20 protein-coding genes are annotated in these 18,238 nt (G+C 48.7%); 13 read left to right on the top strand and 7 right to left on the bottom strand.

The window, feature by feature from the left end:
* Positions 1-5: 5 nt before the first annotated feature.
* Genes B076_RS0107420 through B076_RS0107405 form a run of 4 tightly spaced genes read left to right on the top strand, consistent with a single transcriptional unit; the run spans position 6 to position 3,985 of the window.
* Positions 6-671, top strand: coding sequence for a metal-dependent transcriptional regulator (locus B076_RS0107420; RefSeq protein ID WP_028486752.1), 666 nt, complete (start codon positions 6-8; stop codon positions 669-671).
* Entirely contained in the window at positions 671-1,717 is a 1,047-nt protein-coding gene (gene glnL / locus B076_RS0107415; protein WP_028486751.1) for a nitrogen regulation protein NR(II), read from the top strand. The genes B076_RS0107420 and glnL overlap by 1 nt, the downstream gene beginning before the upstream one ends.
* Positions 1,718-1,721: 4 nt before the next feature.
* Positions 1,722-3,158, top strand: a complete 1,437-nt coding sequence (gene ntrC, locus B076_RS0107410) for a nitrogen regulation protein NR(I) (RefSeq protein WP_028486750.1) — start codon at positions 1,722-1,724, stop codon at positions 3,156-3,158.
* Between the two features lie 44 nt (positions 3,159-3,202).
* Positions 3,203-3,985, top strand: a complete 783-nt coding sequence (locus B076_RS0107405; RefSeq protein ID WP_028486749.1) for a hypothetical protein — start codon at positions 3,203-3,205, stop codon at positions 3,983-3,985.
* A gap of 39 nt (positions 3,986-4,024) precedes the next feature.
* On the opposite strand, the gene B076_RS0107400 is transcribed toward B076_RS0107405, so the two are convergent.
* Positions 4,025-4,615, bottom strand: coding sequence for an NAD(P)H-dependent oxidoreductase (locus B076_RS0107400; protein ID WP_028486748.1), 591 nt, complete (start codon positions 4,613-4,615; stop codon positions 4,025-4,027).
* A 44-nt stretch (positions 4,616-4,659) separates the two neighbouring features.
* Positions 4,660-5,277, bottom strand: a complete 618-nt coding sequence (locus tag B076_RS0107395) for a hypothetical protein (protein ID WP_028486747.1) — start codon at positions 5,275-5,277, stop codon at positions 4,660-4,662.
* 244 nt (positions 5,278-5,521) lie between these two features.
* On the opposite strand from B076_RS0107395, the gene B076_RS0107390 reads away from it, so the two are divergent.
* From B076_RS0107390 to B076_RS0107380, 3 genes are all read left to right on the top strand, one after another.
* Positions 5,522-5,788, top strand: coding sequence for a DUF211 domain-containing protein (locus B076_RS0107390; RefSeq protein ID WP_028486746.1), 267 nt, complete (start codon positions 5,522-5,524; stop codon positions 5,786-5,788).
* A gap of 35 nt (positions 5,789-5,823) precedes the next feature.
* Complete coding sequence (locus tag B076_RS0107385) at positions 5,824-6,411, top strand: VIT1/CCC1 transporter family protein (protein WP_038150481.1); 588 nt, start codon at positions 5,824-5,826, stop codon at positions 6,409-6,411.
* Between the two features lie 194 nt (positions 6,412-6,605).
* On the top strand, positions 6,606-9,056 hold the full coding sequence (locus B076_RS0107380) for a Lon protease family protein (protein ID WP_028486744.1): 2,451 nt from the start codon (positions 6,606-6,608) through the stop codon (positions 9,054-9,056).
* Between the two features lie 103 nt (positions 9,057-9,159).
* On the opposite strand, the gene B076_RS0107375 is transcribed toward B076_RS0107380, so the two are convergent.
* Together B076_RS0107375 and asd are read right to left on the bottom strand one after the other, a co-directional pair.
* Positions 9,160-9,498 carry a P-II family nitrogen regulator gene (locus tag B076_RS0107375; protein WP_028486743.1) on the bottom strand — a complete coding sequence of 113 codons (339 nt, stop codon included), beginning with the start codon at positions 9,496-9,498 and terminating at the stop codon, positions 9,160-9,162.
* Positions 9,499-9,500: 2 nt separating this feature from the next.
* Entirely contained in the window at positions 9,501-10,418 is a 918-nt protein-coding gene (gene asd, locus B076_RS12420; protein WP_038150480.1) for an archaetidylserine decarboxylase, read from the bottom strand.
* Between the two features lie 84 nt (positions 10,419-10,502).
* Between asd and B076_RS0107365 the strand changes: the two genes are divergently transcribed.
* From B076_RS0107365 to B076_RS0107345, 5 genes are all read left to right on the top strand, one after another.
* Complete coding sequence (locus tag B076_RS0107365) at positions 10,503-11,720, top strand: argininosuccinate synthase (protein WP_028486742.1); 1,218 nt, start codon at positions 10,503-10,505, stop codon at positions 11,718-11,720.
* Positions 11,721-11,727: 7 nt separating this feature from the next.
* Positions 11,728-12,225, top strand: a complete 498-nt coding sequence (locus tag B076_RS0107360) for a phosphatidylglycerophosphatase A family protein (RefSeq protein WP_028486741.1) — start codon at positions 11,728-11,730, stop codon at positions 12,223-12,225.
* A gap of 61 nt (positions 12,226-12,286) precedes the next feature.
* Entirely contained in the window at positions 12,287-12,583 is a 297-nt protein-coding gene (locus B076_RS0107355; protein ID WP_028486740.1) for a rhodanese-like domain-containing protein, read from the top strand.
* Positions 12,584-12,681: 98 nt separating this feature from the next.
* Positions 12,682-13,944 (top strand): dicarboxylate/amino acid:cation symporter, encoded by a 1,263-nt coding sequence (locus B076_RS0107350; RefSeq protein WP_028486739.1) that lies wholly within the window; start codon positions 12,682-12,684, stop codon positions 13,942-13,944.
* 89 nt (positions 13,945-14,033) lie between these two features.
* Positions 14,034-14,384, top strand: a complete 351-nt coding sequence (locus B076_RS0107345; RefSeq protein WP_028486738.1) for a hypothetical protein — start codon at positions 14,034-14,036, stop codon at positions 14,382-14,384.
* On the opposite strand, the gene B076_RS12415 is transcribed toward B076_RS0107345, so the two are convergent.
* The 3 genes from B076_RS12415 to B076_RS0107330 all read right to left on the bottom strand — a co-directional run bounded on the left by B076_RS12415 (position 14,381) and on the right by B076_RS0107330 (position 16,545).
* A complete protein-coding gene (locus tag B076_RS12415) occupies positions 14,381-15,178 on the bottom strand; it encodes a UDP-2,3-diacylglucosamine diphosphatase (protein ID WP_084205728.1) in 798 nt (265 codons plus the stop codon). The two genes, B076_RS0107345 and B076_RS12415, sit on opposite strands and share 4 nt — an antisense overlap.
* Positions 15,179-15,381: 203 nt before the next feature.
* Positions 15,382-15,885, bottom strand: a complete 504-nt coding sequence (locus B076_RS0107335) for a peptidylprolyl isomerase (RefSeq protein WP_028486737.1) — start codon at positions 15,883-15,885, stop codon at positions 15,382-15,384.
* A gap of 57 nt (positions 15,886-15,942) precedes the next feature.
* Entirely contained in the window at positions 15,943-16,545 is a 603-nt protein-coding gene (locus B076_RS0107330) for a peptidylprolyl isomerase (protein ID WP_028486736.1), read from the bottom strand.
* 296 nt (positions 16,546-16,841) lie between these two features.
* Between B076_RS0107330 and cysS the strand changes: the two genes are divergently transcribed.
* Positions 16,842-18,209 (top strand): cysteine--tRNA ligase, encoded by a 1,368-nt coding sequence (cysS, locus tag B076_RS0107325; protein ID WP_028486735.1) that lies wholly within the window; start codon positions 16,842-16,844, stop codon positions 18,207-18,209.
* The last annotated feature ends 29 nt before the right edge of the window (positions 18,210-18,238 follow it).

Raw genomic sequence — 18,238 nt, 5'->3', positions numbered from 1 at the left:
GTTTTATGGTTTCAAAAGCGCTGGAAGATTATCTGAAGATCATTTACAAATTAGAGGGCCAGTCTGCCGAAGATAAAGGGGTGCAGACTTCGGTGATTGCCGAACGTTTGTCGATTTCACAGGCGTCGGTTTCCAATATGATCAAGAAATTGGCCGAGCAAGGGTTTATTGAGTATGCACCCTATTATGGTGTGAGTCTGACCGAGTCCGGCCGCAAGATTGCGTTGAATATGGTGCGCAAACATCGGGTTTTGGAACAGTATTTGGTGGAGCGGCTCGGTTATTCGTGGGACGAGGTGGATGAGGAGGCCGAAGTCTTGGAGCACTCCATCTCCGACAAGTTAGTCGATCGCATGTGGGAAGATTTAGGGCGGCCTACGCATGACCCGCACGGATCTCCGATTCCTTCCGCTGAGGGAGTGGTGGCGACGCACGATTGGGTGCCTTTGACCGACATTCCACCTCATCAGGCAGTCAAGGTCAAAAGAATCAAAAATCGCAGTCCGGAAGAGTTGCGTTATTTGGCTTCGATTGGTCTGACCACAGGCGTTTCCGTAGCGATTAAAAATATGGCTCCGTTGAACGGGCCGCTTTTGGTTGAAATAAATGGTGACGAGCGCCATGCGATTGATTACCGCTTGGCCTTGGCTTTAATGGTGAGTGAGTCTTAATGAATTGTCAAAAGTTTCAAGAACTGTTGGAGGGTTTGACCACAGCAGTCGTTTGGATTAGAGGTGATGAAACAATCCGCTATATGAATATCGCCGCCGGCGAGTTGTTTCAGACCAGCACCAGCCGCATCATCGGGATGAATTGGTCGGTTATTATGCCGAACCTGGTGGACGATTTGCATAAGGCCGATGAGCAGAGATTGACCATTCACGAATATTCTTTAGTTCTGCCCGATTTTACCAAAGTTCGCGTGAGTTGTACTCTATCGCCTTATGAGATTGACCATGAGCAGGGATGGTTGATGGAGATTTTTAATACCGAACGCCACCACCGTATTGTGGAAGAGGATGAACGCTGGCATCAATATGAAGCCGGGAACCTGCTGGTCAGAACACTGGCTCATGAGGTCAAAAACCCCTTGGCGGGCATTTTGGGCGCCACCCAGCTTTTGCAGAGACGTTATGCGCAAGGCGATAAGGAACAAGAGTTTTTAGACATTATCGCCAAAGAGGTGTCGCGTCTGAAGAATTTGGTGGATCGTATGCTGGGTCCCAAGCAAACCGCACATAAGGAAGCGCATAACATCCACGAATTGATCCGTTATGTACTGCAGATTGTCGAAGGTGAAAAGCCTGAAAATGTGTTTATCAAACTCGATTACGACCCCAGTATTCCGGAAGTCGAGATCGATTTTGAAGCCATGGTTCAAGCGGTGCTCAACCTGGTGAAAAACGCCATACAGGCGATGGAAAAACATGGTGGCATCCTGACCATCAAAACGCGTGTCGAACGTAAGTTTACCCTGGGTACCAAAACCTTTCCGCTGGTGGCGGTCATCAGCATTATGGATGAAGGTGAGGGCATTCCGGAAGAGGTGTTCGATTCTATTTTTTATCCGATGGTCAGCAGTAAGAAAGAGGGATCCGGATTGGGCTTGCCGGTTGCGCAAAATGTGTTGCGTCAGCATGGCGGTTTGATTGTGGCCGAGAGCGAGCCGGGCAAAACCGTATTCAATATGTATTTGCCTTTAAATACAGAGGATTAGATTAGTGCAGAATGAAGAAGAAATAGTCCCTATTGTTTGGATTGTCGATGACGATGCTTCGATTCGATGGGTGTTGGAAACCGCTTTGGAAGATAAACCTTATGTCGTCAAGGCATTTGATTCGCCTCTGCTTGCACTGAAATCTTTTGATGAGGATTCGCCATCGGTGATTGTCAGCGATGTGCGTATGCCGGATATGGATGGCTTGACCTTTATGGAAGCGATTCATGAGAAAGACAAGAACGTACCGGTCATTATTATGACTGCCCATGCTGACTTGGATACGGCGGTGAAATCCTATCAAAGCAAGGCGTTTGAGTATCTGCCAAAGCCGTTTGATATCGATGAAGCCACCACTCTGATCGAACGCGCCATCAAACGCAAACTCTCCGGTGGCGTGCAGAAAAGCCGCAGAAAACGCAGTGCTGATAAACAGCCTTTGAACATCATCGGTGTGGCGCCAGCCATGCAGGAAGTGTTTCGCGTCTTGGGGCGTGTATCCCAACTTGACGTGACCGTACTCATCAATGGGGAAACCGGTACAGGTAAGGAGTTAGTGGCTCAAGCACTGCATGAACTCAGCCCGCGAGCCGATCGCCCATTTGTGGCGTTGAACACCGCCGCCATTCCGCGCGAACTGTTGGAATCGGAACTGTTTGGACATGAAAAAGGTGCCTTTACCGGTGCGCATTCCCAGCGGATCGGGCGTTTTGAGCAAGCCAACGGCGGAACCTTGTTTTTGGACGAAATCGGCGACATGCCGGTGGATTTACAGACCCGCTTATTGCGTGTGTTAAATGACGGCAGTTTTTATCGGGTAGGGGGCAAGAACCCCATTAAAACCGATGTGCGCATTGTCGCAGCGACCCACCAGAACATGGAGCAGCTGGTTCGTGAAGGAAGTTTTCGTGAGGATTTGCTGTATCGTTTGAACATTATTCGCATCAAGGTACCAGCTCTGCGAGAGCGTCGCGAAGACATTCCATTGCTGTTGCGTTTTTATCTGGACAAGGAATCCAAAATCCTCAATCTGGAAGAAAAACAACTCAGCAAGGAAGTTGAACGTTTCCTGAGCAGTTTGCCGTGGCCCGGTAACGTGCGTCAGCTTAGAAGTTTGTGCGCCTGGTTAACCATTATGGCGCCCGATAAAGTCGTGCATATGGAAGACCTGCCCTTGGAACTGCGCGAACCGAACTTGAGTGCTGGCGATGAGAGTTGCGAAGGTGACGACTGGCAAACCCCTTTGCGCCGTTGGGCGGAAGCTTTTTTGCTGACCGGAAAAGAGGGGCTACACACCGTAGCCGAGCCGATGTTTGAAAAGGTGTTGATTGAAGAAGCTTTGAAAATGAGTCACAATCATCGCCAAAAAGCCGCCATTCTGCTTGGCTGGGGTCGCAATACGCTGACTCGAAAAACCCAGGCTTTGGGATTGGATGACTGATTTGGGCAGGCCTGCCCATAATCTCAAACCTGATTGAGTAAGAGATGATTTGGGAAGTTTGGCAATATGCCACCACCCCTGTTGCGTTGCCTTATGTGAAGTCGATGGGATTCTTAAAAGAGGTCATTGCTACCGCCGCGCGTGGCAAACGTTGTCAAAAACACTGGTCGCCGCATTACCAGGCCTGCCGAAATTCGATTTTACGGGCTGCAGACGCGTGTCCTCGGCATCGCCATCTGCTGATCTTCGGGGCGGGTTCCCTGCAAGATATCCCACTGGATATCTTAAGCAAGCGCTTCGAGCGGATTACCTTGGTTGACCTGGTTTTTTTGAGTGCTGCTCGATCCAAGGCGGCATTGTATCCGAATGTGTGTTTGAGGGAGCGCGATGTCAGTGAATCCCTAGTCGATATTAACGCCGGTACGTTGAAAGTTTGCGATCCCGTGCATTGGTTGGATGACCCGGAAATTGATTTGGTCGTTTCGCTTAACTTGCTTACGCAACTGCCATTGATGCCGGTCAAATGGCTGGAGTCCCATGGCAACTTCAATGAACATCAAACCGAGAAGTTGGGACAGGATTTGATCAATTCGCATCTTCAATATCTGCAAAAATTCAAAGCCAAAAAAGACACGGTGGTGTGCCTGATTGCTGACCGTTGGGTGCAACGATTTGATTGCGAGGGTCAGCTAATCAAAGAATTTGATCCTTGGTGGGATGTGCCGCAACCAGTGATTCAACAGGAATGGGATTGGCAGGTAATGCCGCTCGGAGAAGCCTCGAACCGTTACAGTCAAATCCATCGGGTCGGTGTCACCATCCTTTGATTCAGACTCTTCTCAAAGCCGGTGTGTAAAGACCATCCCTCAAAGCCCTTTTTTTCCCAAGTCGTGCAGTTTTTTTAGCCATTTTTCGCGTTGGGGCTGTTTCATGTCTTCAACCATGCCAATTAAACTATTTCTTACCGGTGCGATGCCGCAGAACCCGAGAATGTTGCGTTTGAGGTTTTTCAGACTGTGCGCGCAATAAAACCAGCGATAGAAGAATCCCGGCATGCCCATGGTGATGACCACTCGGGCGCTTTTCCCTTTGAGCTGTTTTTTGGGAAAGCCTTGTTTGCCCTCATAGCTGAACGCAAAGCCGGGCCGAAAGACCTGCTCGATAAAGCCTTTGAGCAGCGCCGGCATAGTGCCCAGCCAAAGCGGATAGAACAGAACCAGATGGTCCGCTTTATGTATTTTTTCCTGTGCTCCGCGAATTGCCTCTGGGGTCTCACCGTGGTTGAATTCCTCATCGCTGCGTAGTAGCGGAAAATCCAATTCCGCTACGGATATCCATTCAACACTATGCCCGGCGGCTTCTGCGCCTGTGGCATAAGCCTTGGCCAAGGCGTGGCCGTAATGGGATTTCTGTGGGTCGGGGTGGCCCTGAATGATTACAATGCGTTTTGTTGCCATGTCAGCCTCCTTCAGGTCAATAACAAGCTTTCATAGTTGATAAATTATGTCGGTTTATGCTTTTTCTTTTCGGGTTTGGCTTGGAGTCCCTCGAAATCCTTGCGAATTTTTACCAGTTTGTTCTGGTAGTTCTCATAATCGCCAAATGCCACAAACTTATGATAATGCTTGTGCATGCTTGTGAGTTTTCTGGCGTGTTTAATCGGGCACCAGTACTGTTCGGTTCTGGCCGAAATTTCCTGCACATAAGCCATTAAACCGTTGAAATAGCCGCAGTAGATGCAGTTAAGGCGCTCGATGACGTTAAGATAACGCAAGCTATGGCGATCGATCACGATATAGTCGCTGCGTTTGACCAGCGGAATGCCATAAACCCGAAAGCAGATCGAGTGATAGAGGCTCACGACCAAATCCATAAACATCGCTGGGAAAATGCCGAACCAGATGATTGGAAAGGTCAGAAAATTCAATATCGGCACGTCGAGGAGATACGCGATCATCCCCGTGGCTTCGGACTTTTGTTTTGTTACGGTGGCCTCGTCAAACACGATCTTGCGGCCTTTTGTTTTATAAAAAAACGTCTCTTCCTGTTTTTGAATTTCCAGAAGTAACTCGGCTTCGAGTCGTTTGATTTCTGCAATCAAATCTTGCGTTTTGTGCATCTCTGCTCACTTGTCGGTGGAAGGTTGATTTATTACCGCTGATTCATCATAACCATTCACACCAGGCTCCGCCAGCAAAATAAACAGGCCTGTTCAATATTTTTGAATCGCGGTTTTTTTTGTGGAGGGCTATGTATAATGACGGATGATCCTGTTGCAGATAAAGTATTGCTGATAGAGCACTGCCGATAGAGGCTGAATGACTGTCTATCAGGCTCAGCTTTTAATAATCGAGGAGAACAGCATGGCAACCATTCGCAGATTAGTACTGGATGTACTCAAACCCCACCAACCCAGTGCTATCGTGTTTGCATCCACCTTGGCGGATTTTTCTGCCGATTACTGGGTCAGCCTGGATGTAACCGAAATGGACGAGAAAACAGAGACCACTGTCATCACCATAGAAGGCGATGACATCCGTTTTGAAGAACTGGCGGCGGCGATCGAAAGGATGGGGGGCTCCATCCACAGTATCGATGAAGTCGAAGTGACCGGTTCTGAACAGGGCTAGTTTTTTTGCTCTCAATATGATTGAGTTTTAAGTCTATGAAAGCCCCCAAACAGCCCCATTTTAAAATGCATCTGCTACGTGCAACAAGCATTGCACGGCGTTATATGGTGACTAATGGTTTCGACGGCGCCTTGACGATTCTTGGGATGGTGACGGGGTTCTTCATCAGCGGCATGACGGATCTGGAGGTGGCTTTGAGCGCATGCATGGGCGCGACGATTGCCCTATTTATCAGCGGCATCAGCAGTGCTTATTTGAGTGAGAAAGCCGAGCGCGAAAAAGAATTACACGGTTTGGAACAAGCATTGGTCACGGACCTTAAACAGAGTGATTACGGCCAGGCGAGCCGTTATTTACCCGTGTTGGTAGCTTTGGTGAATGGCTTTTCGCCTTTTGTACTGTCGTTGCTTATTTTGATGCCGTTGTTCTTTGCCGACTCTCTCTATGCCTGGTCGATGAATCCGTTTTTGAGTTCAATTGCCGTTGCGCTGATGTGTATTTTTGTTCTGGGCGTTTTCTTGGGGAAAATCAGTCAGACCTTCTGGTTGTGGTCTGGGTTGAAAACCTTGGTCATTGCAGTCATCACGGTTGCGATTATTCTATTCTTTGGCCGTACTTTCTAAGAGCGCTTAGGTTGAATGTAGGTTGCATGAATTTGCAAAGCCGTTATTCCTGCGTTTTTAACAGGCCTGTTGGTTTTGCAATAAACCCTTAAATACAGACGCTTGGTTGGATGTGTTTACAAGCCAGTCAAAGCGGTTTAAATTGTATTCATGAGACATCAAATTTTGAAAATTGTGCCTGAAACCGGAGTGTTATGAAAAACAACAAGACAGTAAAGACGCATGAACTTTCAGTGACTGCAGCCGATTTGTATCATGTCTGTGAACTTTCGGGCTTGAAGTTTACGAGCACTGATGAAATTGAGGGAATTTCCGAACACATCGGGCAGTCACGCGCCATGAAGGCTTTGAAGTTCGGTGTCGACATAAAACATGAAGGTTATAACCTATTTGCATTAGGCTCGACCGGACTGGGAAAGCACACCACCGTTAAAGAGCACTTGGAGGAGCAAGCCAAACACGCCGAAGCCGCGTTTGACTGGTGTTACGTCAATAACTTTGAGCACCCGCATAAACCCATGGTTTTAAAATTGCCTAAGGGAATTGGCCGAAAATTACAGCAAGACATGCAACAGTTTGTGCTGGATATCCTGGCCGCGATACCGGCGGCGTTTGAAAGTGATGAGTACCATTCGGCCTTTCAGGCACTTCACGACGAATACGTGCGCCGTGAAGATTCCGCTCTTGAAGAGATTGCAGCAAAGGCCGAAAGCAATAATATTGTCATGCTGCGTACCTCGACCGGGTGGAATCTTGGGCCTAAAAACAAAGACGGCAAAGCGATGCAGCCGGAAGAGTTCCAAAAGCTCCCAGATGAGGAAAAGCAGGCAATCACCCAAGTCGTGGAAGAGATGCAAGACGATTTGAAGCGTTTGCTGCTGAAGATTCCGGTTTGGCAGAAAGAGACCCGTCAGAAAGTCAAACAACTCAACCGGGAAGTCACTCACACGACGGTCACGCATTTTTCGGAAGAGCTGCAGGCCAACTATGCGGAACTTGAAAGTGTTAAGGCCTACATAGAAAAATCCAAACAAGATATTATCGACAACGTTGAACTCTTCCGTAAATACGGAGCGGAAAAAAAGGCGGGCAACCAGACTCCCAGCAATTTTCCGGAGGAGTTTACCGGTTATCAGGTAAATGTCTTGGTCGACAATGGCCAGACCGAAGGGGCGCCGGTCATCTTCGAAGATAACCCCACTTATCAGAATTTGATTGGACGTATTGAGCACATCGCCCAGTTTGGTACCCTGATTACCGACTTCTCGCTGATCAAACCCGGTGCGGTGCATCTCGCCAATGGCGGTTATCTGGTCTTGGATGCCCGTAAAGTGCTCACTTCTCCTTACGCTTGGGAAGGGTTGAAGCGTATATTGCGTTCGCGAGAAGTGAAAATCGAATCTCTTGAACAAGTGTTGAGCCTGGCCAGCACGACCTCGTTGCAGCCCGAACCGATCCCGGTGGATGTCAAGGTGGTGCTGACCGGAAGTCGCCTGCTTTACTATTTATTGAAACAGTACGACCAAGAATTTGATTTATTGTTTAAGGTGGCGGTCGATTTCTCGGAAGACATGGAGCGTGACGATTCGTCAATGGGACTTTATGTGCGTTTAATCGCCACGCTGCAGAAACAGAACAACTTGTTGTCGCTGGACAAAAGTGCGGTTGAACGAGTGATTGAGCACTCATCGCGTATGGCTCAGGACTCCGAAAAACTCTCGTTGCATATGGGACATCTGGCAGACTTGCTGAAAGAGGCCGACTATTGGGCGCGTGAAGTGGGGCGTAGCCAGGTACAACGAGAGGACGTACAAAAAGTCATTGATAGCCGACTTGAACGCATGGATCAAATTCGAGACAGGGTTCAGGAAGCGATTTTGCGTGGCACCTATTTGGTCAACACCAGCGGAGAAGAAGTCGCGCAGGTTAATGGTTTGAGTGTCATTCAGCTCGATGATTATGCATTTGGGCGCCCCTCTCGAATCACCGCCACCGCTCGATTGGGAAGTGGTAAGGTGATTGATATCGAGCGGGAAGTGGAGTTGGGCGGCCCCACCCATTCCAAAGGGGTGATGATTCTCTCCTCTTACTTGGCTTATCGTTACGCTAAGGAGCGTCCTTTGGCTCTGTCAGCCAGTTTGGTGTTTGAACAGTCCTACGGCATGATCGAGGGAGACAGTGCATCGGCGGCTGAATTGTGTGCCTTGCTTTCCGCCTTGGCAGAGGTGCCCTTGAAACAGAGTTTGGCGGTAACTGGTTCGGTAAACCAGCACGGTGAGATTCAGGCGATTGGCGGAGTGAATGAGAAGATCGAAGGGTTTTTCGATATCTGTTCAGCACGTGGATTGACTGGCGAGCAGGGGGTGATTATTCCTTCTTCGAATGTTAAACACCTGATGTTGAAGGCATCGGTGGTTCAGGCCGTGGAGCGCGGTGAGTTCGCGGTTTATGCGGTCACTCGCATTGATGAGGTTCTGGCGCTGTTAAGCGGCATAGAGGCTGGAGTCGCCGATGAAAAAGGTCATTATCCGCAAGATACGTTTAATGCCAAGGTGGCGCAAAGAGTGGAGAAGTTGACGCAGTTGCAGGAAGAGTATGCCGCGTCGAAAAATTCGGACAAGAGCCGTTCAAGAAAAAAACACTGAGAATTTTTCGCAAGTTTCAATGTCGGGAAATATTGATTTCGAGCATAAAAAACGCCGCTTAAGCGGCGTTGATATCGATAACGGATTATCTTGACGCTTGAGATTAAAGCGCTTCCTCACCCGTTTCGCCAGTACGGATACGGATGGTCTGTTCAATGTTGGTCACAAAGATTTTACCATCACCGATTTTACCGGTTTGGGCCGCATTGATAATGGCTTCAATCGCCGGTTCAACCACATTTTCCGCTATCGCAATTTCCAATTTCAACTTAGGAAGAAAGTCGACCACGTATTCCGCACCACGGTACATCTCAGTGTGGCCTTTCTGACGGCCGTAGCCTTTTACTTCGGTTACAGTCATCCCGTGGATGCCGATTTCGTGCAGGGCATCACGGACATCGTCTAACTTAAACGGTTTAATGATTGCGGTAATCTGTTTCATATTTATTCCTCAGTTGAAAAATTGAAGTCGTTACTGTCAGCAGAGTCGGCAGACACCATGTCAGACGGGTAGGATGCGATTCTCTCTCCCATCTTGATTGGCGTGTTTTGACGAATCTGACCGAGTTCGGGCACTTGACCATTTGGGGTTAATAATACCACGGTTGAGCCCATGTTAAAGCGCCCAATCTCATCGCCTTTGTCGAAAGTGAGATTTTTTTCGGCATAGTCCCAATGTTTGATCAACGGCTCGTAATCGGGGGTGATTTTTCCTTCCCAGACGGTTTCCATACTGCCCACAAAAATCGCTCCAACCAAAATCAGGCAGAAGGGGCCGTGTTCATTTTCAAAACGGATCACCACACGCTCGTTGCGGGCAAACAAACCGTCGATATTGCGCACCGTCGCCGGGTTGACGGCAAACAGGTCACCGGGCACATAAGTCATCGAAAGCAGTTTGGCATCAACCGGCATGTGAACGCGGTGATAATCTTTGGGAGACAGGTAAATGACGGCGGTTTCGCCGTTATGGAATTTTTTGGCGTATTCGATGTCTCCGCCCACCAAGGCCTCCACCGTATAGTCATGGCATTTTGCCTGAATGATGCGGTTGTTTTCAATGCTGCTGGATTGGCTGATCAAGCCATCCGCCGGGCTCACCCAGCTATTGGCTTCTTCGTCAATCGGTCGGGCGTCGGCTTTTAATGCGCGGGTGAAAAAAGCGTTGAAATGTGGGTAGGCGGTGATGTCTTCTTCAAGTGCTTCGCTGACGTCAATTTTATAGACTTTGCTGAGCAGTTTGATGGTGTTGTTTTTGATCCAAGGGGTTTCCACCTGCATAAACCAGTGCATGCCTTCTGATAGCATATGTTTAGGGAGCAGGTATTGCGGAGCGACCTTGAAAAAGTCGAATAACTTCATGATGAACCATCTTTTTATTAATCTTAAAAGGTGATTTTAATGTATAATCCGCGCAAATAATAGAACGCATTAAGGAAAACAATTATGTCTGAAGTAAAAAAGGTCGTATTGGCTTATTCGGGTGGTTTGGATACCTCAATTATTGCTAAGTGGTTACAGGATGAATATCAGTGTGAAGTGGTGACCTTTACCGCTGATATCGGACAGGGTGAAGAAGTTGAACCGGCTCGCGCCAAAGCCGAAGCCATGGGCATTAAAGAGATCTATATCGAAGACCTGCGTGAAGAATTCGCACGTGATTTTGTTTTTCCGATGATGCGCGCCAATGCCATCTATGAAGGCGAGTACCGTCTTGGAACCTCTATTGCCCGTCCGTTGATTTCCAAACGTTTGGTAGAAATCGCCCAGGAAACTGGTGCCGATGCCATCTCTCACGGCGCCACCGGTAAGGGCAATGACCAGGTTCGTTTTGAATTGAACGCCTATGCATTGATGCCGGATGTCAAGGTGATCGCGCCATGGCGTGAGTGGGATCTGCTTTCGCGTGAAAAGCTGATGGCCTACGCCGAAGAGCATGGCATTGCGATCGAGAAGAAAAAAGGCAAGAAGTCACCTTATTCAATGGATGCCAACTTACTGCACATCTCCTATGAAGGTGGCATTATCGAAGATCCGGCCAATGAACCGGAAGAAGATATGTGGTTGTGGAGCGTTTCACCGGAAAACGCACCGGATGAGCCGACTTACTTGGATATCGGCTACGAAAAAGGTGACATCGTCTCCATTAATGGTGAAGCCATGTCTCCGGCAACCGTAATGGAGTTTTTGAACAAAGTGGGCGGTGAAAACGGTATCGGGCGTGATGACATCGTTGAAAACCGTTTTGTCGGCATGAAAGCACGTGGTTGTTATGAAACCCCGGCCGGAACCATTATGTTGAAAGCACACCGCGCGATGGAGTCTTTGACTTTGGATCGCAATGCGGCCCATCTTAAAGATGAATTGATGCCGAAATATGCAGAAATGATCTATAACGGGTTCTGGTTTGCACCAGAAAGGGAAATGTTGCAGGCTTTGATTGACCAGTCGCAAGCCAATGTTTCTGGTAATGTGCGTCTTAAATTGTATAAAGGCAATGTCATTGTGGTGGGCCGTACGTCTGAAAACAGTTTGTTTGACGAAGCCATCGCAACCTTTGAAGAAGACGGTGGAGCCTATGACCATAAGGATGCTGAAGGCTTTATCAAGCTGAATGCGTTGCGTCTAAGAACGGCTGCAAAAAAACGTTCACAGTCTAAATAACCGTTTTATGGGACAATCCCGGCCAACGTTCAGAGCGCTTTTCCAAAACCCAGCCTTGTTGCTGGGTTTTGGTTTTGGCTCGGGTCTTGCTCCAAAAGGGCCGGGCACCGCAGGCACCCTGGTTGGTTTATTGCTCTTTTTGCCTCTTTTGCTGTGGAGTCAACCCTTGGCATGGGCGCTGTTAGCAGTCTCGACCATTGCGGGTGTGTGGATTTGCGGGCGAGCATCCGAACTTCTTGGTGTTCATGACCATGGCGGGATTGTTTGGGATGAGTTTGTCGGAATTTGGCTGGTATTGTTGTGTTTGCCTGAACAGACATTTCATTATTGGCTGTTTGCCTTTGTGGCTTTCCGGGTTTTCGATATCGCCAAACCCTGGCCGATTGGTTGGGCGGACGAGAAAGTATCAAGCGGTTTCGGCATCATGCTTGACGATGTCCTTGCCGCGATTATGGCCATAGGATTTATTTGGGCAACGACAATCAGTTTGAATTGGTTGTTTTGAAACCCTTGCGGTATATTACGCACCATAATAAAAAACAGAACAAGTGGAGTTTGAGTAGAAAATGTTTATTCCTTGCGATGACGCCAAGCGTCTAATTAAAGAAAAAAATGCACAGTTGGTTGACGTGCGTACCCCAGAAGAATTTGCCATGAGCAAGCTACCAGGGGCCGTCAACATTCCATTGCAAGACATTGACCGTGTTGGCGAAAGTATGTTGGATAAAGACCGTCCTGTAATCGTGTTCTGTCGTTCCGGTCAGCGTTCACACATGGCCATGCAGATTTTGTTGTCGCAGAGTTTTGATGAAGTCTACAACTTGGGCTCCTTTATGGCCTGGCAGCAATGCCCGGATATCTAGACTGGATTGTGATAGTAACTAAAAGCGCCTAAGGCGCTTTTTTTGTATAGACTGGCGGCATAAGAAAACGTTTGTCGAACTAACAGAGAAGAAACGATATGAAAATGGCTTTGCATTGGCAAATTTTAATTGCGCTGGCTTTGGCGGCGATCATGGGAAGTCTGACCGGCACGGAAGGCACGGTTCTGGGTATTCACTGGTTGGCGGTTTACACCTTTATTGGAACCCTGTTTTTAAACGCCTTGAAGATGATTGTGGTGCCGTTGGTGGTCTCGGCCATCATCACCGGTATCGGTAATATCGGCACACAAGGTGGATTCGGTCGTTTGGGAGGCAAGACGCTGACTTATTATGTGGCCACCAGTTTTATCGCCATTCTCATCGGGTTGGTACTGGTCAATGTGATTCAGCCGGGCGTTTCCGATAATCCGGCACCGGTCATTGAGGCCAATGAACAGGTCACTCAAGCCGTGGCGGGAAAATCCGCCGGTGACGTGGTGGATGTGTTCCTTCGCATGGTGCCGACCAACATTGTCGATGCCGCCGCTCAGGGACAGATGCTGGGCTTGATCTTCTTCAGTTTGCTGTTCGGGTATTTCATGACATTGATTGAAGGCTCCCCGCGAGAGACCTTGATGGATTTCTGGCAGGGGGTGTTTGACGTGATGATGTTGATCACCGCCTGGATTATGAAGTTCGCGCCTTTGGGGGTGTTTGGTTTGGTGGCGGCTTCGGTCGCCAAAACCGGGTTTGACCAGTTTGGCAATCTGGCGCTGTTTTTTGTCACGGTCGTATTGGCTTTGGCGATTCACCTGTTGGTGGTGATGCCGTTGATTTTACGTTTTTTCGGTGGGGTCAAAAACCCATGGCTGCATTTTCAGGCCATGGCTCCGGCCTTGTTGACCGCGTTTTCAACCAGCTCGTCTTCGTCCACCTTGCCGATCTCGATGAACGCGCTGGAAAAACGCGCCGGCGTCTCCAACAGGGTCGCCAGTTTCGTGTTACCGTTGGGGGCGACGGTGAATATGGACGGTACGGCTTTATATGAGTGTGTGGCGGCGGTCTTTATCGCGCAACTGTTCGGCGTGCCTTTGGACTTCGCCACCCAGTTGTTGATTGTGGTCATTGCCCTGACGACTTCGATTGGGGTGGCCGGGATTCCATCTGCGAGCCTGGTGGCCATCAGTATTATTTTGGTGGCGGTCGGCTTGCCGGCCGAAGCGATCGGTTTGCTATTGGTGGTGGATCGACTTCTGGATATGATGCGAACCGCAGTGAATATTTTCAGCGATTCAGTCGGTGCGGTGGTCATCGCCAAGTCCGAAGGCGAAAAGGATGTATTGGTTTCCAAGCACTTTTAAGTTTTGCAATCCATTAATAATTTGAACAGGCCTGGTCAGTTTGTCTAAGCATGCTTTTAACCAGGCCTGCTGGTTTTGAGAAGGAAAGAATGAAACGGGTTTTGACGGAATGGATCGGTCGCGATCTGCAACATGGCGATGAATTGGTTACGGATTTGAAGCAGGTCATTGAAAAACAGCTTGAAGACACAGAACTTCAGGAGGCCTTTGTGCAGGATCTCTCTCACATCAGCCAGGCCGCGGTTTTTTCGGGGGACATGAAGGTCGATCAGGTAAAGTTCCTGAAAGACAATCTTTACCGATGCGACTATTCTTATGGCTGGCACATCGCCTGGACCTGTTCGGGCACTCAGGAAGCGGGAAGGGTTTCGGAAAAAGTGCGTTTCACCTTGAGTGATGATGCCGAGATTGAATTCAAGTTTCTTAAGCTGGAGGCCTAGTTGGGTTTCTCAGTATTGGCCTCTGTTGTTTGAGGTAGAATAAGCGGCGAGTGTTCAGGGTTTGGGTAGACAACCAGCTGCACCGTCTGATCATGATCGATTCTTAAAACCTGCGTTTGTGGCCGCCAATCGCCCAATACCCAGCGATGTTTGCTTTCGCCGCCGACCTTTACGGCGTGATGCCCGGGGCGATGGGTGTGGCCGTGAATCAGGTGTCGAACCTTGGGGTGTTGCTGCAACACTTGCGTCACCGCTTTTGGATTCACGTCCATGATGTTTTCCGGCTTATTTTGGCTGAAACGCTTGGATTTTTCACGCATTGATTCCCCAATTTTCAAACGTCGGCGTTTAGGCAGTTTTAAAAACAGCCACGTCACCAACGGAAAACGCAGGATTTTGCGCATTTTTTGATACTCTCGATCATCGGTGCATAAACTGTCGCCGTGCATCAGCAGCACCGGCAAACCGTAAAGTTCAACCTCCTTGGGATCGGATAGGGGCTGGATGCCGGTTTCTTGCCAAAACTTGCGACGCATTAGGAAATCACGGTTTCCAAACAGCAGGTAAATGGGCAGGCCTGTGTCGGTCAGGGATTTGAATTGTTCAATCACCGTTTTATAAAGCGGCAGACCGATGTCGTCGCCGACCCACATCTCGAACAGGTCGCCCAGAATGTAAAGCGCGTCCGCCTGAGGCACCTGAGTGGCCAAAAAATCGGAAAACGCCAAATTGATCGGGTGATTGTCGTCCGGTTGCAGGTGTACGTCAGCGATGAAGAGGGTGTGTTTGCTCATAGCACGATTTTACCAGAGCTGTTGGACAAGGTAAGGCTTTGCAAGCGTTTTTTGTTGAATAGGCGGTGTCATTGTCGACAGGCATAAAAAAACCAGCAGGCCTGCTGGTTTTGAATGACGTGTGTTTTTTAAAGTTCTAAAGGAGTTCTAAAGGCTTTTAAACAACAAACGCTGAGGCTTGATTGTTTCCAAGTTTTGAAAACTCAGTCTTCAATCAAGGTGGTTTTGGTGATGAGGATGTCCTCTACCGGAACGTCTTGGTGTCCACGGCGGCTGGTGGTTTCAACCTTAGCCATCGCATCCACTACATCCATGCCGTCGACCACCTTGCCGAATACCGCATAACCCCAGCCTTGTGTATCTTTACCGGTATGGTCCAGAAAGCTGTTGTCTTTCAGGTTGATAAAGAACTGCGTGGTGGCCGAGTGCGGGTCCATGGTACGTGCATAAGCCAAGGTGCCGCGTTCGTTTTTCAAGCCGTTGTCGGCTTCGTTTTCAATCGGTTCACCGGAAGGTTTGTCTTCCATTCCCGGTAGCATGCCGCCACCTTGCACCATGAAGTTGGGGATGATGCGGTGGAACAATGTGCCGTTGAAAAAGCCATCCATCACGTAGTGGATGAAGTTCTCGGTTCCAACCGGTGCTTTGTCGGCATCCAGTTCAACGGTGATGTTTCCCATGGTGGTTTCAATGATCACTTTAGGCATGAAAATTCCTTATGTTGCGTTTACTGTTATTGTTAATGTATTGCGGTTATCAAACAATTATTTGATCTGGCGGACTTTCTCGATCACCACGGTTTGCAGCGGTACATCGCCATGGCCGTTTTTGAAGCCGGTTTTGACCATGCGGATTTGGTTGACCGTTTTCATGCCTTTGATGACACGTCCGAAAACGGTGTAGCCATAAGCACGGGCGGTCTTTTCACGAAAATCCAAAAAGCTGTTTTGCGCCACGTTGATGAAGAACTGTGCGGTGGCGGAATGTGGATCGTTGGTGCGTGCCATTGCCACGGTTCCGATGCGGTTGCGCAATCCGTTATCGGCTTCGTTAAGAATCGGGGCACGGGTGATTTTCTTGTTCATGCTCTCGGTGAAGCCGCCGCCTTGAATCATGAAGTTTGGAATCACACGGTGAAAAATGGTGCCGTCATAAAACCCTTCGTGAACGTAAGCCAGAAAGTTTTCCACTGTTTTTGGCGCTTTTTCAGGGTAGAGTTCGATGACAATATTGCCCATATTGGTTTCAAGCAAAACCTGCGGCAGGGCGTTGTCGGATTTATCGGTTTCGGATTGGGCGTGACCGACGGCGCTGAAAAACAGCCCGATTAACGCAAACGGCAGAGCCAAAAAAAGTCTTCTTCTCATATTGATTCACTCCGGAAAATGGGTTGGGGGCACCTTGAGTTCACAATGCCTTGTAAAAAGTGTCAGGCTAAACAAAATTTAACGTCTGCGACTCTTAACAAAGGCCTCATAAGGTACAATAGGCAACATTCTAACATTAGGCTCAGTCGACCTGAAACGTTTCTGCAGGTTTTGCGCATGAATGTGCAGAGTGCTTCAAAAAAACGCTCTGCGAAAATCAGCAGGCCTGGTCAGCCGGGTTCGATTTAGTTTTTAACCTTTTTATTCAATCATCAAGAATAGGCATGGAAATAATGATGGCATTGCATATCTATAACACCGAAACTCGTCAGAAAGAGCTGTTTACCCCGATTCACCCCGGCCAGGTCGGCATTTATGTGTGCGGAGTGACGGTCTATGATTTCTGTCATATCGGCCATGCCCGAGTGATGGTGGTGTTCGATACCGTGGTGCGCCATTTACGCAGCTTGGGATATGACGTCAATTACGTGCGTAACATCACCGATATCGACGACAAAATCATCAAACGCGCGCTTGAAAACGGCGAATCGATCCAGGCTCTGACCACCCGCATGATTGAAGAGATGCATGCCGATGAAGCGGCCATGAATGTGTTGCGTCCGGACATGGAGCCCAAAGCGACCGAATATATGGATGAGATCCAGCAGATGATCCAGACTCTGATCGACAAAGGTTATGCCTATCCGGCGACCAATGGCGATGTCTATTTCAAGGTGAAATCGTTTAAAGAGTACGGCCGTTTATCCGGTAAGAACCTGGAAGAGCTTGAAGCCGGTTCGCGTGTTGAGGTCAATGAAATCAAACAAGATCCGATGGATTTTGTATTGTGGAAAGCCTCCAAGGAAAACGAGCCGGCTTGGGATTCCAATTGGGGTGACGGTCGTCCCGGTTGGCATATCGAATGTTCGGCCATGTCCACCAAATGTCTGGGCAACCATTTCGACATCCACGGCGGCGGCATGGATTTATCGTTTCCGCATCATGAAAACGAAATTGCCCAGTCCGAATGCGCCACCGGCGAGCATTATGTGAACACCTGGATGCACTGTGGTTTTGTGCGCATCGACGACGAGAAGATGTCCAAATCCCTGAATAACTTCTTCACCATTCGCGAAGTCTTGAAGATGTACCACCCGGAAGTGATTCGTTACTTCCTATTGGCCAGCCACTACCGTAGTCCGGTGAATTATTCACAGGAGAATTTGGAAGCGGCCAAAGCCAGCGTAGGAAGACTCTATTCGGCTTTAGAGGCCGTTGAGCCGGGAGAAGCGATGCAAGACTCTCAGTTTGAAAAAGATTTCATGGATGTCATGAACGACGATTTCAACACGCCTAAAGCCATGGCGGTGCTGTTTGAATTGGCCAAAGAGGTCAATAAACAGAAAGACGCAGGCCTGTGCGGTTTGTTGGTCAAGCTGGCCAATCAGATTGGTCTGTTAACGCAAAGCCCGGAAATGTTCTTTAAATCCCAGCCGTCCGATTCGGAATTTGACGAAACCCAGATCGAAGCCTTGATTGAAGAACGTAAACAGGCACGAGCCGATAAAAACTTTGCGCGTTCCGATGAGATTCGCGATTTGTTGCTGGAACAAGGCATTGAATTGCTGGATACGGCAGAGGGTACCAGCTGGCGCAGAACGTAATCAGATTAGCGAAAAATACCTGTAAAATC

Source organism: Thiomicrorhabdus chilensis DSM 12352, assembly GCF_000483485.1.
GTDB lineage: Bacteria > Pseudomonadota > Gammaproteobacteria > Thiomicrospirales > Thiomicrospiraceae > Thiomicrorhabdus > Thiomicrorhabdus chilensis.
This window is presented reverse-complemented; position numbering and strand designations above follow the sequence as displayed.